Source organism: Arthrobacter jinronghuae, assembly GCF_025244825.1.
In the GTDB taxonomy this organism is placed as follows: Bacteria; Actinomycetota; Actinomycetes; order Actinomycetales; family Micrococcaceae; genus Arthrobacter_B; species Arthrobacter_B jinronghuae.
The window spans coordinates 1,470,030-1,490,032 of record NZ_CP104263.1; the positions used below are offsets into that span (position 1 = coordinate 1,470,030).

The window sequence follows — 20,003 nt, forward strand, 5'->3', positions numbered from 1 at the left end:
GGACATAAGAGGGTAGGGGCGGTACTCAAGGGGTTTACCCCCAATCGGACAGGGCGGTGCGGGATGTTCCTAGGAACACATTCGCCGCGTCTGGACGAGAAGGGGAGGCTGATCCTGCCGGCCAAGTTTCGTGAGGAACTGGCCGACGGCCTTGTCCTGACGAGGGGTCAGGAGCGCTGCATCTACGTCTTCAGCCAGAAGGAATTCGAGCGGGTCCACGACCAGATGCGGGAAGCTCCACTTTCCTCCCGCCAGGCGCGTGACTACATTCGTGTCTTTCTCTCAGGAGCCTCGGACGAAGTTCCGGACAAGCAGGGCCGGGTAACCATCCCGCCGGCACTGAGGTCCTACGCAGGGCTTGGGCGCGAACTGGTCGTCATCGGCGCCGGTACGCGGGCCGAGATCTGGGATGCAACCGCTTGGCAGAACTATCTGGCAGAACAGGAAACCGCGTTCTCGGAAACAGACGAAGACGCGATTCCAGGGATTTTCTAGCAGTACCCACCCACTACAACCCGGGCCGGGTCTTGAATGAGATCTCCCGCCGCCCCACCGCAAGGCCATCTGGCTTCCCTTCCCCGGAGCCAGAAGGTACGCAGCGGTGAGGCGCGGATGGGGGTCTGGTTTAAGAACCGGCCGCAGGGCAAATAACACTACGAATGGAAGGAAGCCTCAGATGAGCGAAGAGCGCCCCACCGAGGAACGGCATGTTCCGGTGCTGCGCGACCGCTGCATCAACCTCCTGGCTCCTTCCATCGAAAGCGCCGTGGCCGACCATGGCCGTGCGGTTGTCGTAGACGCCACCCTGGGAATGGGCGGGCACACCGAAGCCATGCTGCAGCGGTTCCCGCAGCTTCACGTGATCGGGATTGACCGGGACCGGCAGGCACTGGCACTGGCCGGCGAGAGGCTGGAGCCGTTTGCGGACCGGATTGACCTGGTCCATGCGGTCTACGACGAGATAGCGGATGTCGTCACGGACCTTGGATTCGAGGGAATCGACGGTGCGCTGTTCGATCTGGGCGTTTCCTCGCTGCAGCTCGATGAACGGGACCGCGGCTTCGCCTACTCGTACGATGCGCCCCTCGATATGCGGATGGACACCACCCGCGGACGTACCGCTGCAGACATCGTCAACACCTACGGTGAGGCGGAGCTGGTAGGCATTATCCGGAAATGGGGCGAGGAGAAGTTCGCAGGGCGAATCGCCTCCGCCATTGTTGCTGCACGTGCTTCGAAGCCCTTCACCACCACCGGCGAGCTTGTCGAGGCGATCCGCGGGGTTGTCCCGGCGGCGGCTGCGCGAACCGGCGGGCATCCTGCCAAGCGAACGTTCCAGGCCCTGCGCATCGAGGTGAACGAGGAACTCGATGTCCTCGAGCGGGCCATTCCCGCATCGTTGTCGGTGCTGAATGTGGGCGGACGCGTGGTGGTGATGTCCTACCACTCGCTCGAAGACAAGATCGTCAAGGGCGTCTTCGCCGCAGGAGCGCGGTCCTCCGCGCCCAAAGGCTTCCCCGTTGAACTTGAACAGCACAAGGCTCAGCTCAAGAGGCTGACCAAGGGTACCGAGGTGCCTACGGACGAGGAAATTGCTGAGAATCCCCGTGCAGCCTCCGCAAAACTCCGTGCAGTAGAACGAATCCGCAAACCCATGGATGGGGCCAGGAAATAATGAGTGAACGTCGGCCATCGGCCCGATTCAGCACCATGGCGTCAGGCGCCGTTGTCGGTAACACGGCGCGCGCGCTTGATTGGGATGCTGCGGCGGCCCCTGCCACCACCGTAAAGCGGCGCACCCCGCTGTCCCTGGTGCCTGCAGCCTCACGCCGCAAACGTGCCCCGTTCGCGGTCTTCTGCTTCGCTGCCCTCGTCCTCGGACTGGCCTCGGTGCTGTTGCTGAACATCTCGGTTTCCAGCGGCCAGTACGAGCTGGTGCAGCTGCAGAGCCAGAAGGCGGAACTGGCCCAGCGCAACGAAGCACTGACCCAGAAGATCGAAAACCACCAGGCACCCCAGGTCCTGGCTGCTTCCGCGGCCGATCTCGGTATGGTCTCTTCGCCCAGCTTCGGCACCATCGACCTCCAGACCCTCGCTGTCACCGGCAGCCCGGAGGCGGCCAAGGAAGGCGAGCCTGCCGAGCTGCTGATCGGGGCACCGAGTGTCCTGACCCAGCCGATCACCCCCGCACCCTCCGTGGTTCCGGAAGAACCGCAGGAATCGGTACGGGCGCTCGTGGAGCAGGAGGAAGCCGCCGCACGCGAAGCAGCAGCAGCGGCCGCAGCCGCAGCAGCCGAAGAAGCCGCACGGACTCCGGAAGCGGATCCGGCCCAGTCTCCGGACATAGTCCCTGAAGGCGAACTGAACGGCGGAACCATCCCCGCACCCGTGCAGCGAAGCGGAAACTAATCCAAGCTAAGCAGTCAGCAAAATTTAGGCATGAACGAGGACACGTTGTGGCACAAAAATCCGGCCCGGACAACCACAGGGTGGCCATCGTAACCGGACGCCTGCGCACCGGACTGATCCTGGCCCTGGCACTACTGCTCGCGCTCGGACTTCGGCTGTTCCACGTCCAGGCACTGGACCCCGACGGCATGGCGCAGAGCGCCGTGGATAACCGGCTCGTGACGGTAACCGTACCGGCGCTGCGCGGCAGCATCCTTGACTCCAACGGCAATTACCTGGCCCGAAGCGTTGAGCGGTTCGACATTGTCGTGGACCAGCGCCTTTCGCAGGACATCGGCGAGAAATTCAAGCGCCGTGACGCCGAGGGGAAACTCCAGGACGTTACCTTCGACCAGGCGTTTGAGGAACTTGGCGCCATCCTCGGGCAGGACCCGGAAACCCTGCGCTCAGCACTGCTGGGGGAGAAGGGCTTCAACTTCGTTGCCAAAACCGTCACCCCGGAAATCAAGGAAAAGGTCCTCGCCGTAAAGTTCCCGGGGATCTACGCGGACCGGACGACGCTGCGGACCTACCCCTCCGGATCGGTAGCCGGGTCCATTGTGGGCTTCCTCGGCACCGAAGGCGCGCAGGAAGGCCTTGAGCTGACCCAGGACGAAATCCTGGCCGGCGAGGCCGGCAGCAAGACCTACGAAATCGGCGGCGACGGTATCCGCATCCCCTACGCCACCAATGAGGATGAACCCGTCCACGACGGGGAATCGATAAAGCTGAGCATCGACCAGGACCTGCAGTGGTTTGCCCAGCAGACCATTGCCGCACAGGTGGATGAGTACGACGCCGAGTGGGGCAACATCGTGGTTATGGAGGCCGATACCGCCCGGGTGATCGCGCTGGCGGAATCCACCACGGTAGACCCCAACAACCCCGGCGCAACCCCGGCGGAGTCGCGGAAGGCACGTTCCGTCACGGACTTCTTCGAGCCCGGCTCCACCACCAAGGTCATCACCATGGCGGCCGCCATCGAAGAAGGCATCACCACCCCCGAAACGCGGCTGGAGATCGAACCCACCTACACCGTCGACGGCCAGACCTTCAAGGACGCCGTCCCGCACGGGACCGTCAAGATGACCGTAGCGGGTGTGCTGGCCAAGTCCATGAACACCGGAACGGTAATGGTCGGTCAGCAGCTCACGCCGCAGCAGCGGTACGACTGGCTGCGGAAGTTCGGGATCGGCCAACCGCTGAACGTTGGACTCAACGGCGAAACCGCAGGTCTGCTGCCGGAACCCGATGCCTGGGACGGACGGCAGCAGTACACCGTGCTGTTCGGGCAGGGCCTGACGCAGACGGCGCTGCACACGGCAAGTGTCTTCCAGACCATTGCCAACGACGGCGTGCGCGTCCAGCCGAGCATCATCGACTCCGTCATCAAGGAAGACGGCACGGAGCAGCCCATCGAAAAGGAACCGGGTACGCGGGTTGTCTCCGAGGAGACCGCGGTTCAGGTCCAGCACATGATGGAAACGGTCACCAAAGACGGCTCCGGCAAGACCGGTGAGTTGAAGCAGTACCGGGTCGGTTCCAAGACGGGAACGGCTGAAGCCCCCGGGCCGAACGGCGGCTATTCAGGCTCAACCCTCTCTTATGCTGGTATTGCACCCATGGATGATCCGAAGTACGTGGTTGTGGTGACCCTCCAGCGGCCCCAGGGCGACCTCTACTACATCATTCCGGGCCAGTCCTTCCAGAAGGTCATGGAACAGACGCTTGTCAGCAACAACGTCCCGCCTTCCACCGGTGAACCCGAGACTTACCCCATTGAGTACTAATTCCTGGAGCATTGAAGTGCCGATAAGTGAAAATCCTCCCGCCGGATCCGGTCTCCGTCCCGGTGCCGTCGAGCCGGTAACCGTCCGCGCCGCCGTGCAGGCACTGCCTGCGCAGCTGCGGGACGTTGCCCCTGCCGCAGGAACGGCGGAAGCAGCCTGGGATACGGAGCTCTCGGGACTCACGATCAATTCCCGTGAGGTGCTCCCCGGCGACCTCTATGTGGGCATTGCCGGTGCCCGCCACCACGGCGCCCGCTTCGCAGGCGCAGCGGAAGCGGCCGGAGCGTCGGCGGTCCTGACGGACGAGGCGGGGCTGGCCCATCTGGCCGACCTGCACATTCCGGTCTTCGTTGCCGGTGATGTCCGCCGGCTGGTGGGGCCGCTGGCCGCCGCCGTCTTCAACAGCGTTCCTGCGGACGGCCCCCGCCCCACCCTGTTCGGCATCACGGGCACCAACGGTAAAACCACCACCTCCTACTTCGTGAACTCGCTCCTGCAGTCGCTCGGACGCACCACCGGGCTGATCGGCACCATCGAGATCCTCGCCGGCGGGGAAGCCATTCCGAGCGTCCTGACCACGCCCGAATCACCGCAGGTGCACGGGCTGCTGGCCTTGATGCGCGAGCGGGGCCTGGACGCCGCCACCATGGAGGTCTCCTCCCACGCGATCACCTACCGCCGCGTTGACGGTGTCCGCTTCGACGTCGCCGGGTTCACCAACCTGACCCAGGACCACCTGGACCTGCACGGGTCCATGGAGGAATACTTCGCTGCCAAGGCAGCACTGTTCCAGCCGGACCGGGCCCGCCGGGCCGTCGTCACGGTAGATGACGAATGGGGAGTCAAAATGGCAGCCCGGGCGGGGGTGCCCGTCCTGACGCTTGCGACTGACGGCACAGGCCGCGACGCCGATTGGTCCGTTACGGACATTGCGCCCCGCGGGCTCGGACACTCCTTCAGTATCCGCGGACCGGTTGGGGAGCAGCTGCGGGTCTCCACCGCCCTGCCCGGAACTTTCAACATCTCCAACGCCGCGCTGGCCACAGTGATGGTGCTGGCCTCCGGCGTTCCCGCAGAAACCGTGCAGGCGGCCCTGGACGCCCATGATCCGTTCACCGTTGAGGTGCCCGGACGGATGCAGCTGATCGGAGAAGAGCCGGCAGCCATCGTTGACTTTGCCCACAACCCCGATGCCCTGACCCGCACCCTTGCCTCCGTGCGGCGTCCCGGCGGCGACTCGAGGGTGATCATCGTCTTCGGGGCCACCGGCGAGCGGGACCAGACCAAGCGTCCGCTGATGGGAGCCATCGCGGCCCGGCTTGCCGACGTCGTCGTCGTCACCGACGATGACCCGCACGGCGAAGACGCCGCCGCTATCCGCGCGGACGTCCTGCGCGGTGCCGAGGGTGCACGGACCGAGGAAGACCTGCCGTGCGTCCTTGAAGAAGTCGCGCCCCGTGCCGTTGCCATCGACCGTGCCGTTGAACTGGCCCGTCCGCAGGACACCGTGCTGGTGGCCGGCCGCGGCCACGAAGTGTGGCAGGAAGTCATGGGGGAGAACCTTGCCCTGGATGACCGGGTGGAACTGCGCCGGGCTTTGACAAGATACGGATTCAGTGCCCTTTCGAGCGACGGGGTAGAGTCCTAAATCGTCATGATTGAACTTAATGCAGCCGAAATAGCGGCAATTACAGGCGGCCAGCTGATCGGCCCGGCCGCACAGACTCCGGGTCTAGTCGTGACTTCCGCCACCACGGATTCGCGCGACGCCGTACAGGGCTCGCTTTTCATTGCCAAGCCCGGCGAGAACTCGGACGGACACCTGTTCGTGGGAGCCGCTTTTGCCCGCGGCGCCATGCTGGCGCTCGTCGAGCGGCCGGTGGCCGACGACGCGGGTGCGCTTTACCCGGGCGTGATGGTCCCCGACGTCGTGCTGGCCATGGGTACCCTTGCCGCGGAAATTGTCCGCCGGCTCCGGGAGCACGGCGAACTGACCGTCATCGGCATCACGGGATCAGCCGGCAAGACCACCACCAAGGACCTGCTGGCCGGCGTCCTGGCCGAGGCCGGTCCCACCGTCGCTCCGGTAGGTTCCTACAACGGCGAAGTCGGCCTCCCGCTGACCGTGTTCACCGCCGGCTACGGCACCCGCTACCTCGTAATGGAAATGGGTGCCACCCGCATCGGCAACATCCGTTACCTGGCGGAGATGGTGAAGCCGGATATCGGCGTCGTCCTCTTCGTAGGTTCCGCGCACGCCGGTGAGTTCGGCGGAGTGGACAACATCGCCGTCGCCAAGGGAGAGCTCGTCGAAGCGCTGCCCGCCGGCGGCACCGCCATCCTTAACGCGGACGACATCCGCGTCGCGGCGATGGCGAAGCGCACCCAGGCGCCCGTCCTCTACTTCACCTCCTCGCCCGAGGAAGCGCACGGTGCCAAGAACGCCGTCCGTGCCCTGGATGCACGCACCGATGCCGAGGGCAGGCCCGTCTTTACGCTGCTGCTGCCCGACGGCAGCCGCCACGAAATCCGCTCCGGGCTCATCGGCGCCCACCACACCGCGAACCTGCTGGCGGCCGCTGCCGCGGCCTACGCCGCGGGCATTCCGGGCGAGCAGATCGCCGCGGGGCTTTCCGGCCGCGCTGCAGCCAGCCGCTGGCGCATGGAGCGCACCGACCGCGCCGACGGTGTCACGGTGATCAACGATGCCTACAACGCGAACCCGGAATCCATGCGGGCAGCCCTGCGCACCCTGGCCGAACTCGGCCGGGAACGGCGCACCTGGGCAGTCCTGGGCGAAATGCTGGAGCTTGGCGAGGATGCTGTCACCGAACACGACGCCATCGGCCGCTACGCTGTCCGGCTCAATATTTCCAAACTCATTGTCGTGGGCACAGGTGCCCGCGCCATGCACACCGGTGCGGTCATGGAGGGCTCCTGGGGGGAGGAATCCACCTTCGTGGAGACGGTGGAGGATGCCGAACGCATCCTTGCCGAATCCCTCGCGCCCGGCGACCTTGTCCTGTTCAAATCCTCCAACGGGGCGGCCCTGCGCTTCCTCGGCGATCGGATAGCCTTGACCCCTGTACCACCGTCCGCAGCAACTGATCCGGCGAGTGCGCCGGCGCGCACCGAAGGGACCGGAGGAGAGAACCTGTGATCTCCCTGCTTGTAGGGTCTTCGCTGGCTCTGGTCTTCGCCTTTGCCGGAACACCCCTGTTCATCCGTTTCCTGGTGCGGAAAGGGTACGGCCAGTTCGTCCGCGACGACGGCCCCACGTCCCACCACACCAAGCGCGGCACCCCCACCATGGGCGGCGCCGTCATCGTGGCCTCCGTGGTGGCCGCGTACTTCCTCACCCACCTCATCAGCGGCATGCTCGGCTTCGGGTCCTTCAGCCCGACGGCGTCCGGCCTGCTGGTCCTGCTGCTCACCGTGGGTATGGGCATGGTCGGCTTCATTGACGACTACACCAAGATTTCCAAGCAGCGCAGCCTGGGCCTGAACGCCAAGGCAAAGATCATCCTGCAGGCAGTCGTCGGCATCACCTTTGCCGTGCTGGCCCTGCAGTTCCCCAATGAGCAGGGCAGGACGCCGGCGTCGACCGCCGTCTCCTTCATCCGGGACACGAACTTCGACCTTGCCTTCGCCGGAACGGTGATCGGCGCGATCCTGTTCGTGATCTGGTCACTGGTCATCATCACCGGCACCACCAACGGCGTGAACCTCGCCGACGGCCTCGACGGCCTGGCCGCCGGTGCCTCGGTACTGGTGTTCGGGGCGTACTTCCTGATCGGGATCTGGCAGTACAACCAGAGCTGCGGCCGGCCGGGCGCCGAGGGTGTCTGCTACGAGGTCCGCGACCCGATGGACCTGGCCCTGCTGGCCGGTGCCATGGCGGGTGCCCTCATCGGCTTCCTCTGGTGGAACACCTCGCCCGCGAAGATCTTCATGGGCGACACCGGCTCGCTGGCCATCGGCGGCGCCATTGCCGCGTTCGCCATCCTCTCGCGGACCGAACTGCTGCTGGTGATCCTTGCCGGCCTGTTCGTGATCATCACCCTCTCCGTCATCATCCAGGTGGGCTACTTCAAGCTCAGCGGCGGCAAGCGCGTGTTCAAGATGGCTCCGCTGCAGCACCACTTCGAGCTCAAGGGCTGGGCCGAGGTCACCGTGGTGGTGCGGTTCTGGATCATCGCCGGCCTCTGCGTGGCCGTGGCGCTGGGCATCTTCTACGCCGAATGGGTGGTGGGACTGTGAGTGCACCCCTTGCCGAACTGACCACGTGGGACGCCGACTGGAGCGGACTGCGCGTAGTCGTCACCGGCATCGGCCTCTCCGGCTTCTCCGCAGCGGACACCCTGATTGAACTCGGGGCCCGGGTAGTAGTGGTGGACGCCAGGGACACCGAGGAGAACCGCGCCAAGGCGGACACCCTTCGGATTGTCGGCGCCGCGGACATCCTGCTCGGCGCCGACGCAGTGGCCGGGCTTCCCGCGGTCGACGGCGAAGCCCCTGACCTCGTGGTGACCTCACCGGGCTTCCGGCCCACCCATCCCGTGCTGGCGGCAGCCGAGGCCGCGGACATTCCCGTCTGGGGCGACGTCGAGCTGGCCTGGCGGGTGCGTATCCGCGAAGGCCGCAAGACCGCACAGTGGCTGGCCATCACCGGGACCAACGGCAAGACGACCACCGTCTCGATGACCGAAAGCATGCTCCGGGCCGCCGGACTGCGCGCCATCGCAGCCGGCAACGTCGGGACTCCCATCCTGGATGCGATCCGGGATCCGGAAGGCTATGACGCCATTGCCGTGGAACTCTCCAGCTTCCAGCTGCACTGGACACACTCCATTTCCCCGCTGGCCAGCGTGTGCCTGAACATCGCCGAAGACCACGTGGACTGGCACGGCTCCTATGAGGCCTACCTGGCCGACAAGGCGAAGATCTACGAAAACACGCAGGTCGCCTGCATCTACAACGCCGAGCAGTACGAGACCGAGCGCATGGTCGAGGAAGCCGACGTGGTGGAAGGCTGCCGCGCAGTAGGCTTCACCACCGGCGTGCCGGCCGTGAGCATGGTCGGAGTGGTCGAAGGACTGCTGGTGGACCGGGCCTTCATTGAACAGCGCAAGGACTCCGCCGCGGAGCTTGCAGCCATGACCGACCTGGGCGAGTATGCGCCCCGGCATATGGTGGCCAACGCCCTGGCCGCTGCTGCGCTGGTGCGTGCCCTCGGCGTCGAACCGGCGGCGGTCCGGGACGGACTGCGGGCCTATGCGCCGGGAGACCACCGGATCCAGCCCGTGGCCCGCCTCAACGACATCCTTTGGATCAATGACTCCAAGGCGACCAACCCGCATGCGGCGTCGGCATCGCTGGCTGCCTTCTCCAGCGTTGTCTGGATTGCCGGCGGCCTGTCCAAGGGGGTCAGCTACAACGACCTGGTTGCTGAGCACCGGGGCCGGCTCAAGGCCGTGGTGCTGATCGGAGCGGACACCGCCGATCTGCAGGCAGCCCTGGCACAACACGCACCCGATGTACCGGTCATCCACGCCCTTGTGGAGCAGACTGGGGAACGGCAGCTGACGGCGGCACCGGTCACCAGTGCCGAAGAGATCATGGGCAGGGCAGTCGCCGCAGCGGCCGCCGTGGCCGAAGCAGGAGACACAGTGCTGATGGCGCCGGCAGCAGCTTCCATGGACCAGTTCACTTCCTATGCCCACCGCGGCGAGGCTTTCATCGAAGCCGTCGCAGGATATATGAGCGAACAGCAGGCACCGGGACAGGCACAGACTCCGAAGGAGCCCTAGATTGGTCACCACGCCCACCGGCAGCAAACGCAAACCGGTCCTGCGCCGGAACCCTGCGGCCACAGCCACTAACGGTACGGGCGCGGTGACAGCGAAAACCGGCCCCGCAACGGAAAAGCCCGCTCGGAAGACGGCAGCCGCAAAACCGGCCAAACCGCCGTCGCTCATTGAACGCTTCCTGGTCTTCCTGGAGGGCAGCGGACGGAGCGCCACCGGCTCCAGCTACTACACGATCCTCGGCGCCACCCTGGCTTTGACCGCCATCGGCCTGATGATGGTCCTTTCGGCGTCCTCGGTGGAATCCATTGCCGCCGCGGCCGGCAGCGATGCGGGAGCGGCTACGACCTTCGATCTGTTCCTGAAGCAGTCCATGTTCGCTGCGGCCGGTGTTGTGGCCATGCTGGGGCTCTCGCGGCTCGGTCCGCCGCACTACCGGTTCCTCTCGTGGTTCCTGTACGGCGTTGCCGTCATCCTGCTCATCCTGGTGCTGGTGATCGGCAAGGAAGTCAACGGCAACAAGAACTGGATTGAAATCGGGCCCATCACGGGACAGCCCTCCGAAGCCGCGAAGCTGGCCATGGCCATCTGGTTCGCGGCGGTCCTGTCCCGGAAGGGGCGGCTGATCAACGAATGGAAACACGCCCTTATTCCGGTGGTCCCCGGCGGCGGGATCCTGATTGTCCTGGTCATGCTCGGAAGCGACCTCGGCACCGTGATCGTGATGGGCATGATCATGGTTGCTGCCCTGTTCTTCGCCGGAGCACCCCTGCGTTTCCTGGGCGTCCTCGCGGCCGGAGCAGCCGTGGGAGCGGTACTGATGTCCCTGGTGAGCAGCAACCGGTCCAGCCGGATCAGCGCCTGGCTCCAGCTGGACTGCAGCACCGGCCTGTGCGACCAGGCCAACGCCGGCATGTACGCACTGGCCTCCGGCGGCTGGCTGGGAGTGGGCATCGGCCAGAGCCGGCAGAAATGGAACTGGATCCCGGAAGCCCATAACGACTTCATCTTCGCCATTATCGGCGAGGAGTTCGGCCTGCTGGGAACGCTCGTCGTAGTCAGCCTCTTTGCCGTCCTCGCCATCGCCACGGTCCGGGTCACCATGCGCCACACTGACCCGTTCATCCGCATTGTCTGCGGTGCCATCCTGGTCTGGATCATCGGACAGGCTTTCGTGAACATTGCCATGGTGACCGGGTTGCTTCCCGTCATCGGCGTTCCGCTGCCGTTCATTTCCTACGGCGGCTCCTCCCTGACCTTCACGCTCGCCGCCGTCGGCGTCCTGCTTTCCTTTGCCCGCAAAATCCCCGAAAGTGAACCAACAGCTCCATGACGCAGCCTTCCCTCTCCGTAGTCCTGGCCGGAGGCGGCACCGCCGGGCACATCAGCCCTCTCCTGGCCATTGCAGATGCCGTCACGGCACGCCGTTCCGACGCCCGCATCACAGTGGTGGGGACCGCATCCGGAATGGAAACACGCCTGGTGCCCGCGGCGGGCTATGAGCTGGCGACCATCGACCGGGTCCCCATGCCCCGGCGGCCTTCCGCGGACCTCGCCAAACTGCCGGGCCGCCTGATCCGCGCGGTGCGCCAGGCCGGCGAGATCCTGGACGCTGCGCAGGCCGACGTCGTTGTGGGCGTGGGGGGCTATGTTTCCACGCCGGTGTACCTGGCGGCCCGCCGCCGGTCGCTTCCCGTGATCGTGCACGAGGCCAACGCGCGTCCCGGGCTCGCCAACCGAGTGGGTGCCCGCTTCGCGGCCGTGACAGGAGTGGCCTTCGAATCCACCCGCCTGCCCCGGGCGACGTGGGTCGGCATGCCGATGCGCCGGGAAATCTCCGGGCTGGACCGCAGTGCCGCCCGGAACGCGGCACGGTCCGCCCTCGGGCTGGAGCAGGACCGGCCCACGCTGGTGGTGACCGGAGGTTCTTCCGGTGCCGCGAGCATTAACCGGGCAGTGGAGCACGCCCTTCCGGCATTGGCGGCGGCCGGTATCCAGACGCTGCACATCACCGGCCGCGGAAAGTCCCTCGTGGACGCCGACGGAAAACCGATCGCCGCCCGCGGCTACACCCAGGTGGAGTACGTCGACGGCATGGAGCAGGCCTACGCGGCCGCGGACCTGCTGCTGGCCCGCTCCGGGGCGGGAACCGTCTGCGAAATCAGTGCGGTGGGGCTGCCTGCCGTCCTGGTTCCGCTGCCGCACGGCAACGGCGAACAGGCACTCAACGCCGAAGCCCTGGTGGCTGCCGGCGGGGCGCTGACGGTTGCCGATTCCCTCTTCACAGCCGAGTGGATTTCCGACAGGCTGATACCTTTGCTGGCCGATCCCGAGGCATTGGAAGCCATGGCAAAGGCATCGGCGGCGTTGGGTATCCGTGACGCGGACTCCCGGATGGCTGCATTCATCCTCGAAGCAAGCGATAGGTCAAAGGCATGAACCGGCTCAACCCGACAGACCTTGGGAACGTACACTTCATCGGCCTGGGCGGCGCCGGCATGTCGGCCGTTGCCCGGGTGCTCCTGGCCCAGGGCATTCCGGTTTCCGGCTCCGATTCCAAGGACTCGGCGGGACTGCGTGCCCTTGAAGCACTGGGGGCGACGGTGTTCGTGGGGCACGACGCCGGACACGTTGCCGGCGCCGACACGGTAGTCGTGTCTACGGCAATCCGCGAGCAGAACCCGGAACTTGCAGCGGCGCGGTCCCGCGGGCTGCGGATCATCCACCGCTCGGTTGCGCTCTCCGCGGCGATGGGGGAGCAGGACCTCATTGCGGTGGCCGGCACCCACGGAAAGACCACCACCACGGCCATGGTGACCGTGATGCTGCGCGAGGCCGGCCTGGATCCTTCCTTCGCCATCGGCGGCGATGTTGCCGCCCTTGGCGTTAATGCGGCCCACGGTGCCGGACCGGTCTTCGTGGCCGAAGCCGACGAATCGGACGGGTCCTTCCTGAACTACAACCCGCGGATCAGCGTGGTCACCAATGTCGAGGCCGACCACCTCGACCACTACGGCACCGAGGAAGCGGTCTTCGCTTCCTTCGACGCCTTCACCGCGCTGCTGCCGGCGGAGGGACTCCTTGTTGCCTGCGCGGACGACGCCGGTGCCGTAGCCCTGGTCGAACGTTGTCCGGGAGTCCGGGTAGCCACCTACGGCTACGCGGACGGCGCAGACGTGCGGGTTACGGCTACCCGCCCGGCCGGCGCCGGCTCGGTCAGCACCCTGCAGTACACCGTGGACGGCCGTGACGCCGAGGTGCAGCTTGCCCTGCAGGTTCCGGGCGCGCACAACATCCTGAACGCGGCTGCCGCCTTTGCCGTGGCCCTGGAACTTGGCGTTGATCCCCGGGTGGCCGCAGCGGGGCTGGGTACGTTCTCCGGAGCCGCCCGGCGGTTCGAATCCCGCGGCAGCGCACGCGGCGTGCAGGTGTTCGACGATTACGCCCACCATCCCACCGAAGTCCACGCCGCACTGAAGGCTGCCCGCACAGTGGCCGGGGGGCACCGGGTGCATGTGTTGTTCCAGCCGCACCTGTTCAGCCGGACCCGCAACTTTGCGGCGGAGTTTGCGGCCGCCCTGGACCTGGCGGATACCGCCACCGTGCTGGACATCTATCCGGCCCGGGAAGATCCGATTGAAGGCGTGACCAGTGAGCTGATCACGTCCCGCCTGCACGTCCCCGGCGGCTATGCCGATAGCCCGGACCGCGCGGTGGCCCGGGTTGCTGACGGTGCCGGCGAGGGAGACATCATCCTGACCGTTGGCGCCGGTGACGTCACCGTCCTCGGATCCGAACTGGTTGCCCGCCTGTCCGCCGTTCCGGCCCGTCCTGCCGCCACCGCTGGGAAAGCCGCCAATGGCCGGTAGGAAGCGCTCCGGGAGCGACGACGAGACCATCACCGCTACGCGGGCTCTGGAGCCGGAAGATCAGACGGTCCTGCCTGCCGCCGGTTCCACCGCCGTCCGGCCCGCTTCCGGCGCCCCCAAGGCGAAGTCCGCGGGGCAGTCTGCCGGGAAGCGGAAATCCGCGGTGAAGGCTGCGGGCACTTCAGCGGACAAAGTCCCGGGCCGCCTGGCCGGAACCCGGCGCTCCGCAGGCAAGTCCCCGGTGCCGGGCGCCAACAGCGCGAGCACGGACGGAACGGTCCTGGCATTTCCGGAACCGCCCGGCAGGCGGCGGCGCAGGGCAGCCTGGATTACGGCCGGCTCCGCGCTGTCCGTCACCGCACTGTTCTTTGCCCTGTGGTTTTTCTCACCGATGCTCGAGCTGAAGACCGTAGTGGTCGAGGGCACCACGCTGCTGCCCCGTGAGCAGGCTGAAGCAGCGCTGGAACCGTTGAAGGGGCAGACCCTGCCCACCATTTCCGACGCCGACGTGGAAGGGCTGCTGAAAGACCGCCCGGAAATCGAAAAGATCGAGGTCGCAGCGCAGCCACCGTCCACCCTGGTGGTTACGGTTACCGAACGCATTCCCGTGGCCGTGCTGCAGGACGGTGACACGCATGTCCTCATCGATGAAGAGGGCCGCCGGCTGGCAGTAGCAGCCGACCGGGCAGCGGTCGCCCTTCCGCTTATCGCCGGCGGAAGCGAAGCCATTAACGCGAGTGTTTTCCCCAGTATCACGGCCGTACTGGCGGCACTGCCGCCGGAGGTGCTCGGCCGGCTGGAGAACGCCTCCGCCCAGACGCTGGATTCGGTCGAACTGAAGCTTAAGAGCGGGCAGACAGTATTCTGGGGGAGTGCCGATGCCAATGAGGCAAAGGCACGGGTGCTTGAGGCGCTCCTGAAGATGGAGCCGTCTGATCCGCCGGTGCAGGTTTACGACGTGAGTACGCCCGACCGCCCGGTGACGCGTTGACCGGCGCGGAGGACGGCCGGAAACCGTATGCCGCACCGGACCCGGCCGAGGGGATTTTCGGGGGTCCGAAGCAGGTGATGCTGCGCGGGAGTGAGGAAAGATTCCTCCGACACGCGGGGCCGGTATTTGCGGAAGCGGCGCTGGCCCCATAGCGTCTCAAGTAATGGATTACTTGACATAACTATAACCCTCAAGTTGAGGGTTAGGGTTGTGTCGGTTCAAGGTTTTCGGCCGGGCGTCCAGTGGGAATCTCCGGGATTCCGCTGGAAACCACGGGGGCGTCGGCGGCCGGGAACCGGTTTGTACGCAGACCGGTTCAGCAAGACACATGCAGCTGCAGAACGCAGGCAGTTGCGAAAACATAAAAGTTGCAGAGATTCGAACAAGGGACACAGGACGTGGCAGCACCGCAGAATTACTTGGCCGTCATCAAGGTCGTCGGCATCGGCGGCGGTGGCGTGAACGCCGTAAACCGGATGATCGATGTAGGCCTCCGCGGCGTGGAGTTCATCGCCATCAACACCGATGCACAGGCACTGCTGATGAGTGACGCCGACGTCAAGCTCGACGTCGGCCGCGAACTCACGCGTGGCCTGGGCGCCGGCGCTGATCCCGAGGTCGGCCGCAAGGCTGCCGAGGACCACGCAGAGGAGATCGAGGAAGTCCTTCGCGGAGCGGACATGGTCTTCGTGACCGCAGGCGAAGGCGGCGGAACCGGTACCGGCGGCGCCCCCGTCGTCGCCCGTATCGCCCGTTCGCTCGGCGCCCTGACCATCGGCGTGGTTACCCGTCCCTTCACCTTCGAAGGCCGGCGCCGCTCCAACCAGGCCGAATCCGGTATCGATACGCTGCGCGACGAAGTCGACACGCTGATCGTCATCCCGAATGACCGGCTGCTGTCGATCAGCGACCGCAACGTCTCCATGCTGGATGCCTTCCGTTCCGCGGACCAGGTCCTGCTCTCCGGCGTTCAGGGCATTACCGACCTGATCACCACCCCGGGCCTGATCAACCTCGACTTCGCGGACGTGAAATCGGTTATGCAGGGTGCAGGTTCGGCACTTATGGGTATCGGTTCGGCCCGCGGCGAGGACCGTGCAGTCAAGGCTGCCGAGCTGGCAATAGCTTCTCCTCTGCTCGAAGCCTCGATCGACGGCGCACACGGCGTGCTGCTCTCCATCCAGGGCGGTTCCGACCTCGGCCTGTTCGAGATCAACGAGGCTGCACGCCTGGTCCAGGAAGTTGCCCACCCCGAAGCCAACATCATCTTCGGCGCCGTCATTGACGACGCCCTGGGCGACGAAGCGCGGGTTACCGTTATTGCTGCAGGCTTCGACCAGGTGGATGTCACCTCGCAGCCGGCGCAGCACAAGCCTGCCGAGCCCGCCACGCCTCCTGCCTCGGCAGCGGCCGCCGGCGGCTTCGGGGCTGCTGCTCCGGCATCCGCAGGCCTGTCGGCGTGGTCCCAGCGGTCACAGCACCAGCACAGCGATGTCCCGGCCGACGCCGGCTTCGACATCGATCTTCCGGCAGTAGTGGAATCGGATCTGTCCACCGGCCGTCCGGACGACCTGGACGTGCCGGACTTCCTGAAGTAGGAAGACCGGCAGGCAGAACAGCAGAGCAAGAACAGCTGAGCATGACAGCGGGGTTGTCCCGGATGTTTTGGTGGCACCGCCAGGTTGGCGACAACCTGTGGGCGGGATTCACCAACACGTCCGCAGGCAACCTCGCTTTGCATGTGGGGGATGACCCGGATGCGGTCCTGAAGCGGCGTGCGGAACTCGAGGCCGTGATGGGCGTCCGCCCCGGCACCCTGCGCTTTATGAACCAGGTTCATTCAGCGGAGGTGGCAGAAGCAGCAGGCCCCGGCACCGGTGCTCCCACGGCGGACGGCCTGATCAGTGGCGACGGCGCAGCCCCGCTGGCGGTCATGGTTGCCGACTGCGTGCCGGTCCTGCTGGCCGGGGCCGGCCCCGACGGCAGACCCGTTACTGCCGCCGTGCATGCCGGCCGCCGTGGCCTGCTGGACAACATCCTGCCCGTTGCCGTCGACCGGATGCGCTCCGCCGGGGGAACCGGGCTCCGGGCCTGGATAGGTCCCTGCGTCTGCGGGCAGTGCTACGAGGTTCCGGCTGCCATGCAGGCCGAATCGGTTGCCCTGCTCCCGGCGACGGCCGCTGTGACCCGCAGCGGCACCCCCGCCCTAGATCTTCCCGCGGGCGCCCAGGCGCAGCTCGCAGGCCTGGGCGTCTCCGTGGAACGGGTCGGAGGCTGCACCCTGGAGAACGACCAGCTGTTTTCGCACCGCCGGGACCCCGCCACCGGGCGGTTCGCCGGCGTGATCTGGCAGCGTTCCTGATTCCGCCGCAGCGCATCGACGCCGGCCAGGCCGGGATAATGGAAAGACCATGACTTCAATATCCGAATATCCCTCCCGCACTGATGAGCTTCGGGACCGGCTGCAGCGCGTCCGGAACCGCATCCAGGCCGCCGGGCGCCCCGCCGGTGCCGACGAACCGCACCTGATTGTGGTCACCAAGTATTTCCCGGCCTCCGATGTCGACATCCTCGCCGGGCTGGGAGTCCGGGACGTGGGCGAAAACAAGGACCAGGAAGCCGCCGCGAAGGCCGCAGACCTGGCGCACCTGGATCTTGACTGGCACTTCATCGGCCAATTGCAGTCCAATAAGGCAAAGTCCGTGGTGCGCTACGCGGCCTCCGTCCACTCGGTGGACCGCCGCTCCCTGGTGACTGCCCTGGGCAAGGCGATGGCAGCAGAGCAGCGGCGCCGTGAATCCGAAGGACTGGCGGCCCGTGGGGACCTGTCCTGCTTCCTGCAGGTGGACCTGCGCGGCGATGCCGCACGGGCTGCGGATCCAGGCCGAGGGGGAGCGCAGCCGGAGGATCTGCCGCTTCTGGCCGAAGCAGTGGCCGGTACTCCCGGACTGCTCCTGTCCGGGGTGATGGCCGTTGCACCGCTCGGCGCGGATGCCGGTGACGCCTTCGCGCGCCTCCGGGAACTTTCGGCGCAGTTGCAGGCGCAGCACCCGGGGGCGCTGAGCATCTCCGCCGGCATGAGTTCCGACCTCGAGGCCGCCGTCGCCCACGGGGCGACACACCTGAGAATCGGATCCGATGTTCTGGGCCCGCGCCCGCCGGTACGGTAGCGTCAAAGTACGAACACCATACAGCCGCCGCGCAGCACCCTGCAGTACCGTGCAGTAACAGTACAGTAATGGGCAGCTAGGCGTTGAAGGATTAAGAGGAGCAACCATGGCTGGCGCAATGCGCAGGACAATGATCTACCTTGGGCTCGCCGACGGTGACGAGCACTACGAGTCCGAACAGCGGCACCTGCGGGAAGCCCCTGCCCGGGAGGAAGACTTTGCTCCCGTCCATGAGCCCGATGAGGAAGCGCCGGAGGCGGTTCCTGCCCCCGTCGTCCGCAATGCAGTGGAGGAGTACCGCGCACCCGTGACACCCATCAAGCGTGCCCCGTCGTCCCGCGAGGACGTATCTGGCCTTCGTCAGATCACCACCGTCCACCCCCGCTCCTACAACGACGCCAAGATCATCGGTGAGAGCTTCCGTGACGGCATCCCCGTCATCATGAACGTCACCGATATGGGAGAAGCGGACGCCAAGCGCCTCGTCGACTTCTCAGCGGGCCTCGTTTTCGGCCTGCGCGGTAGCATTGAGCGTGTCACCAACAAGGTCTTCCTGCTTTCGCCGTCCTACGTTGAGGTTTTGGGCGATGACAAGAAGATCAGCGAATCACAGTCCACTTTCTTCAACCAGAGCTGACCCAAGGCCCGCACCGACGGGCCGCGGGTGCTGCCACCGACTTCCGGAAATGAAACCCTGCGCGTGAATATCATTCTTCCCCTGGTGTACCTGGTGCTGGTGCTCTTCCAGCTCGCCCTCATCCTGCGGATCGTGTACGACGCCGTGCAGATGTTTGCCCGGCAGTGGCGGCCAAAGGGGCCGGCACTCGTGCTCGCTACCGGCGTCTACGGTGTTACCGACCCGCCCGTCCGGCTGTTCAGGCGCATCATCCCGCCGGTGCGGCTTGGGGGAGTGGCCCTGGACCTGGCTTTCCTGGTCCTGTTCATCCTTGTATCGATCCTCACGCAGATTGTCGTCAGCGTCGCGCACTAGCGTTTCGATGCAGCAGGGGTCCGGTTAGTTTTCGGAAACCAAACGATATAGTGTGAAACCGAATACAAATCTGCATTTTTTTGTATGTCCGTAATTCTCTACGTAGAACCGCCTGCTTGACTCGCAGGCGAATCTTATAATCCAGTATGAGGTGACCAGATGGCTCTGACGCCAGAAGATGTTGTCAACAAGCGGTTCCAGCCGACCAAGTTCCGGGAAGGCTATGACCAGGATGAAGTCGATGACTTCCTCGACGAGATCGTGGTGGAACTGCGCCGGCTGAACTCCGAAAACGAAGATCTCCGCAGCCAGCTGGCCGCGGCCGTGGCCGGAGGATCCGCCGCTTCGGCGAACTCGGTCCCGGCTCCGGTAGCCGCTGCGCCGAAGGTCGAAAAGGTTCCGGAAGAGCCCAAGCCCGAGCCGAAGGTTGAAGCTCCGGTCGTAGAAGAGCGTCCGGAACCCGTCGAGGCGAAGCCGGAGCCCGCCCCGGTTCCCGCGGCCAACAACACGGAGACCGCTGCAGGCATCCTGGCCATGGCCCAGAAGATGCACGACGACTACGTCGGTGCCGGTATCGAGCAGCGCGACAAGATCATCGCCGAAGCGCAGATCGAGGCCAGCGGCCTCGTCACCGACGCCCAGGAGAAGAGCCGCAAGATCCTCAGCACCCTGGAACAGCAGAAGGCTGTCCTGGAGCGCAAGGTCGAGCAGCTGCGCGGCTTCGAGCGGGACTACCGTTCACGCCTGAAGGCTTACATCGAAGGCCAGCTGCGCGATCTGGATGCACGCGGTTCCGTAGCTTCGGAAACCGCCGACGCGTAATTGCCTCGGGCACGGCGCTCCTGGAACATCGGTTAAACTGATGTACAGGCAGCAGCCGGCATTCTGGAAGTCCAGTAATTGAAGAAGCTGAACAATGCAGAAGATAAGCAGTGTA

18 protein-coding genes are annotated in these 20,003 nt (G+C 65.7%); all 18 read left to right on the forward strand.

The window, feature by feature from the left end; all coding sequences use genetic code 11:
* Positions 1-63 precede the first annotated feature (63 nt).
* The 18 genes from mraZ to N2K98_RS06885 all read left to right on the forward strand — a co-directional run bounded on the left by mraZ (position 64) and on the right by N2K98_RS06885 (position 19,888).
* A complete protein-coding gene (mraZ, locus tag N2K98_RS06800; RefSeq protein ID WP_227922615.1) occupies positions 64-495 on the forward strand; it encodes a division/cell wall cluster transcriptional repressor MraZ in 432 nt (143 codons plus the stop codon).
* A 181-nt stretch (positions 496-676) separates the two neighbouring features.
* On the forward strand, positions 677-1,675 hold the full coding sequence (gene rsmH / locus N2K98_RS06805) for a 16S rRNA (cytosine(1402)-N(4))-methyltransferase RsmH (protein WP_255798102.1): 999 nt from the start codon (positions 677-679) through the stop codon (positions 1,673-1,675).
* Positions 1,675-2,409 carry a hypothetical protein gene (locus N2K98_RS06810; RefSeq protein WP_255865295.1) on the forward strand — a complete coding sequence of 245 codons (735 nt, stop codon included), beginning with the start codon at positions 1,675-1,677 and terminating at the stop codon, positions 2,407-2,409. The genes rsmH and N2K98_RS06810 overlap by 1 nt, the downstream gene beginning before the upstream one ends.
* Positions 2,410-2,456: 47 nt before the next feature.
* Positions 2,457-4,238, forward strand: coding sequence for a peptidoglycan D,D-transpeptidase FtsI family protein (locus N2K98_RS06815; protein WP_255798100.1), 1,782 nt, complete (start codon positions 2,457-2,459; stop codon positions 4,236-4,238).
* A complete protein-coding gene (locus N2K98_RS06820) occupies positions 4,228-5,886 on the forward strand; it encodes a UDP-N-acetylmuramoyl-L-alanyl-D-glutamate--2,6-diaminopimelate ligase (RefSeq protein WP_407080014.1) in 1,659 nt (552 codons plus the stop codon). Before N2K98_RS06815 ends, N2K98_RS06820 begins: the two co-directional genes overlap by 11 nt.
* Before the next feature lie 6 nt (positions 5,887-5,892).
* Complete coding sequence (locus tag N2K98_RS06825; RefSeq protein ID WP_255865296.1) at positions 5,893-7,398, forward strand: UDP-N-acetylmuramoyl-tripeptide--D-alanyl-D-alanine ligase; 1,506 nt, start codon at positions 5,893-5,895, stop codon at positions 7,396-7,398.
* Positions 7,395-8,498 carry a phospho-N-acetylmuramoyl-pentapeptide-transferase gene (gene mraY, locus N2K98_RS06830; RefSeq protein ID WP_255798098.1) on the forward strand — a complete coding sequence of 368 codons (1,104 nt, stop codon included), beginning with the start codon at positions 7,395-7,397 and terminating at the stop codon, positions 8,496-8,498. Before N2K98_RS06825 ends, mraY begins: the two co-directional genes overlap by 4 nt.
* Positions 8,480-10,048: a UDP-N-acetylmuramoyl-L-alanine--D-glutamate ligase gene (murD, locus tag N2K98_RS06835; RefSeq protein WP_255865297.1), complete on the forward strand. Its 1,569-nt coding sequence runs from the start codon at positions 8,480-8,482 to the stop codon at positions 10,046-10,048. The genes mraY and murD overlap by 19 nt, the downstream gene beginning before the upstream one ends.
* Before the next feature lies 1 nt (position 10,049).
* Positions 10,050-11,378, forward strand: a complete 1,329-nt coding sequence (gene ftsW, locus N2K98_RS06840) for a putative lipid II flippase FtsW (protein WP_255798096.1) — start codon at positions 10,050-10,052, stop codon at positions 11,376-11,378.
* Positions 11,375-12,484 (forward strand): undecaprenyldiphospho-muramoylpentapeptide beta-N-acetylglucosaminyltransferase, encoded by a 1,110-nt coding sequence (gene murG / locus N2K98_RS06845; protein ID WP_255865298.1) that lies wholly within the window; start codon positions 11,375-11,377, stop codon positions 12,482-12,484. The genes ftsW and murG overlap by 4 nt, the downstream gene beginning before the upstream one ends.
* On the forward strand, positions 12,481-13,914 hold the full coding sequence (murC, locus tag N2K98_RS06850) for a UDP-N-acetylmuramate--L-alanine ligase (RefSeq protein WP_255865299.1): 1,434 nt from the start codon (positions 12,481-12,483) through the stop codon (positions 13,912-13,914). Before murG ends, murC begins: the two co-directional genes overlap by 4 nt.
* On the forward strand, positions 13,904-14,905 hold the full coding sequence (locus N2K98_RS06855; RefSeq protein WP_255865300.1) for a cell division protein FtsQ/DivIB: 1,002 nt from the start codon (positions 13,904-13,906) through the stop codon (positions 14,903-14,905). Before murC ends, N2K98_RS06855 begins: the two co-directional genes overlap by 11 nt.
* A gap of 398 nt (positions 14,906-15,303) precedes the next feature.
* A complete protein-coding gene (ftsZ, locus tag N2K98_RS06860; protein ID WP_229952299.1) occupies positions 15,304-16,503 on the forward strand; it encodes a cell division protein FtsZ in 1,200 nt (399 codons plus the stop codon).
* A 41-nt stretch (positions 16,504-16,544) separates the two neighbouring features.
* Positions 16,545-17,267, forward strand: coding sequence for a polyphenol oxidase family protein (locus tag N2K98_RS06865; RefSeq protein ID WP_255865301.1), 723 nt, complete (start codon positions 16,545-16,547; stop codon positions 17,265-17,267).
* Between the two features lie 49 nt (positions 17,268-17,316).
* Positions 17,317-18,075, forward strand: coding sequence for a YggS family pyridoxal phosphate-dependent enzyme (locus N2K98_RS06870; protein WP_255865302.1), 759 nt, complete (start codon positions 17,317-17,319; stop codon positions 18,073-18,075).
* Positions 18,076-18,181: 106 nt separating this feature from the next.
* Positions 18,182-18,712, forward strand: coding sequence for a cell division protein SepF (locus N2K98_RS06875; protein ID WP_227922587.1), 531 nt, complete (start codon positions 18,182-18,184; stop codon positions 18,710-18,712).
* 63 nt (positions 18,713-18,775) lie between these two features.
* A complete protein-coding gene (locus N2K98_RS06880) occupies positions 18,776-19,066 on the forward strand; it encodes a YggT family protein (protein WP_255798090.1) in 291 nt (96 codons plus the stop codon).
* A 159-nt stretch (positions 19,067-19,225) separates the two neighbouring features.
* Positions 19,226-19,888 (forward strand): DivIVA domain-containing protein, encoded by a 663-nt coding sequence (locus N2K98_RS06885; RefSeq protein WP_255798089.1) that lies wholly within the window; start codon positions 19,226-19,228, stop codon positions 19,886-19,888.
* Positions 19,889-20,003: the final 115 nt, after the last annotated feature.

Excerpts from the sequence above, each read along its gene's own strand:
- mraZ (WP_227922615.1), top strand. The coding sequence starts at position 64 with ATGTTCCTAGGAACACATTCGCCGCGTCTGGACGAGAAGGGGAGGCTG.
- rsmH (WP_255798102.1), top strand. The coding sequence starts at position 677 with ATGAGCGAAGAGCGCCCCACCGAGGAACGGCATGTTCCGGTGCTGCGC.
- N2K98_RS06810 (WP_255865295.1), top strand. The coding sequence starts at position 1,675 with ATGAGTGAACGTCGGCCATCGGCCCGATTCAGCACCATGGCGTCAGGC.
- N2K98_RS06825 (WP_255865296.1), top strand. The coding sequence starts at position 5,893 with ATGATTGAACTTAATGCAGCCGAAATAGCGGCAATTACAGGCGGCCAG.
- murD (WP_255865297.1), top strand. The coding sequence starts at position 8,480 with ATGGGTGGTGGGACTGTGAGTGCACCCCTTGCCGAACTGACCACGTGG.
- murG (WP_255865298.1), top strand. The coding sequence starts at position 11,375 with ATGACGCAGCCTTCCCTCTCCGTAGTCCTGGCCGGAGGCGGCACCGCC.
- murC (WP_255865299.1), top strand. The coding sequence starts at position 12,481 with ATGAACCGGCTCAACCCGACAGACCTTGGGAACGTACACTTCATCGGC.
- N2K98_RS06855 (WP_255865300.1), top strand. The coding sequence starts at position 13,904 with ATGGCCGGTAGGAAGCGCTCCGGGAGCGACGACGAGACCATCACCGCT.
- N2K98_RS06865 (WP_255865301.1), top strand. The coding sequence starts at position 16,545 with ATGACAGCGGGGTTGTCCCGGATGTTTTGGTGGCACCGCCAGGTTGGC.
- N2K98_RS06870 (WP_255865302.1), top strand. The coding sequence starts at position 17,317 with ATGACTTCAATATCCGAATATCCCTCCCGCACTGATGAGCTTCGGGAC.
- N2K98_RS06875 (WP_227922587.1), top strand. The coding sequence starts at position 18,182 with ATGGCTGGCGCAATGCGCAGGACAATGATCTACCTTGGGCTCGCCGAC.
- N2K98_RS06885 (WP_255798089.1), top strand. The coding sequence starts at position 19,226 with ATGGCTCTGACGCCAGAAGATGTTGTCAACAAGCGGTTCCAGCCGACC.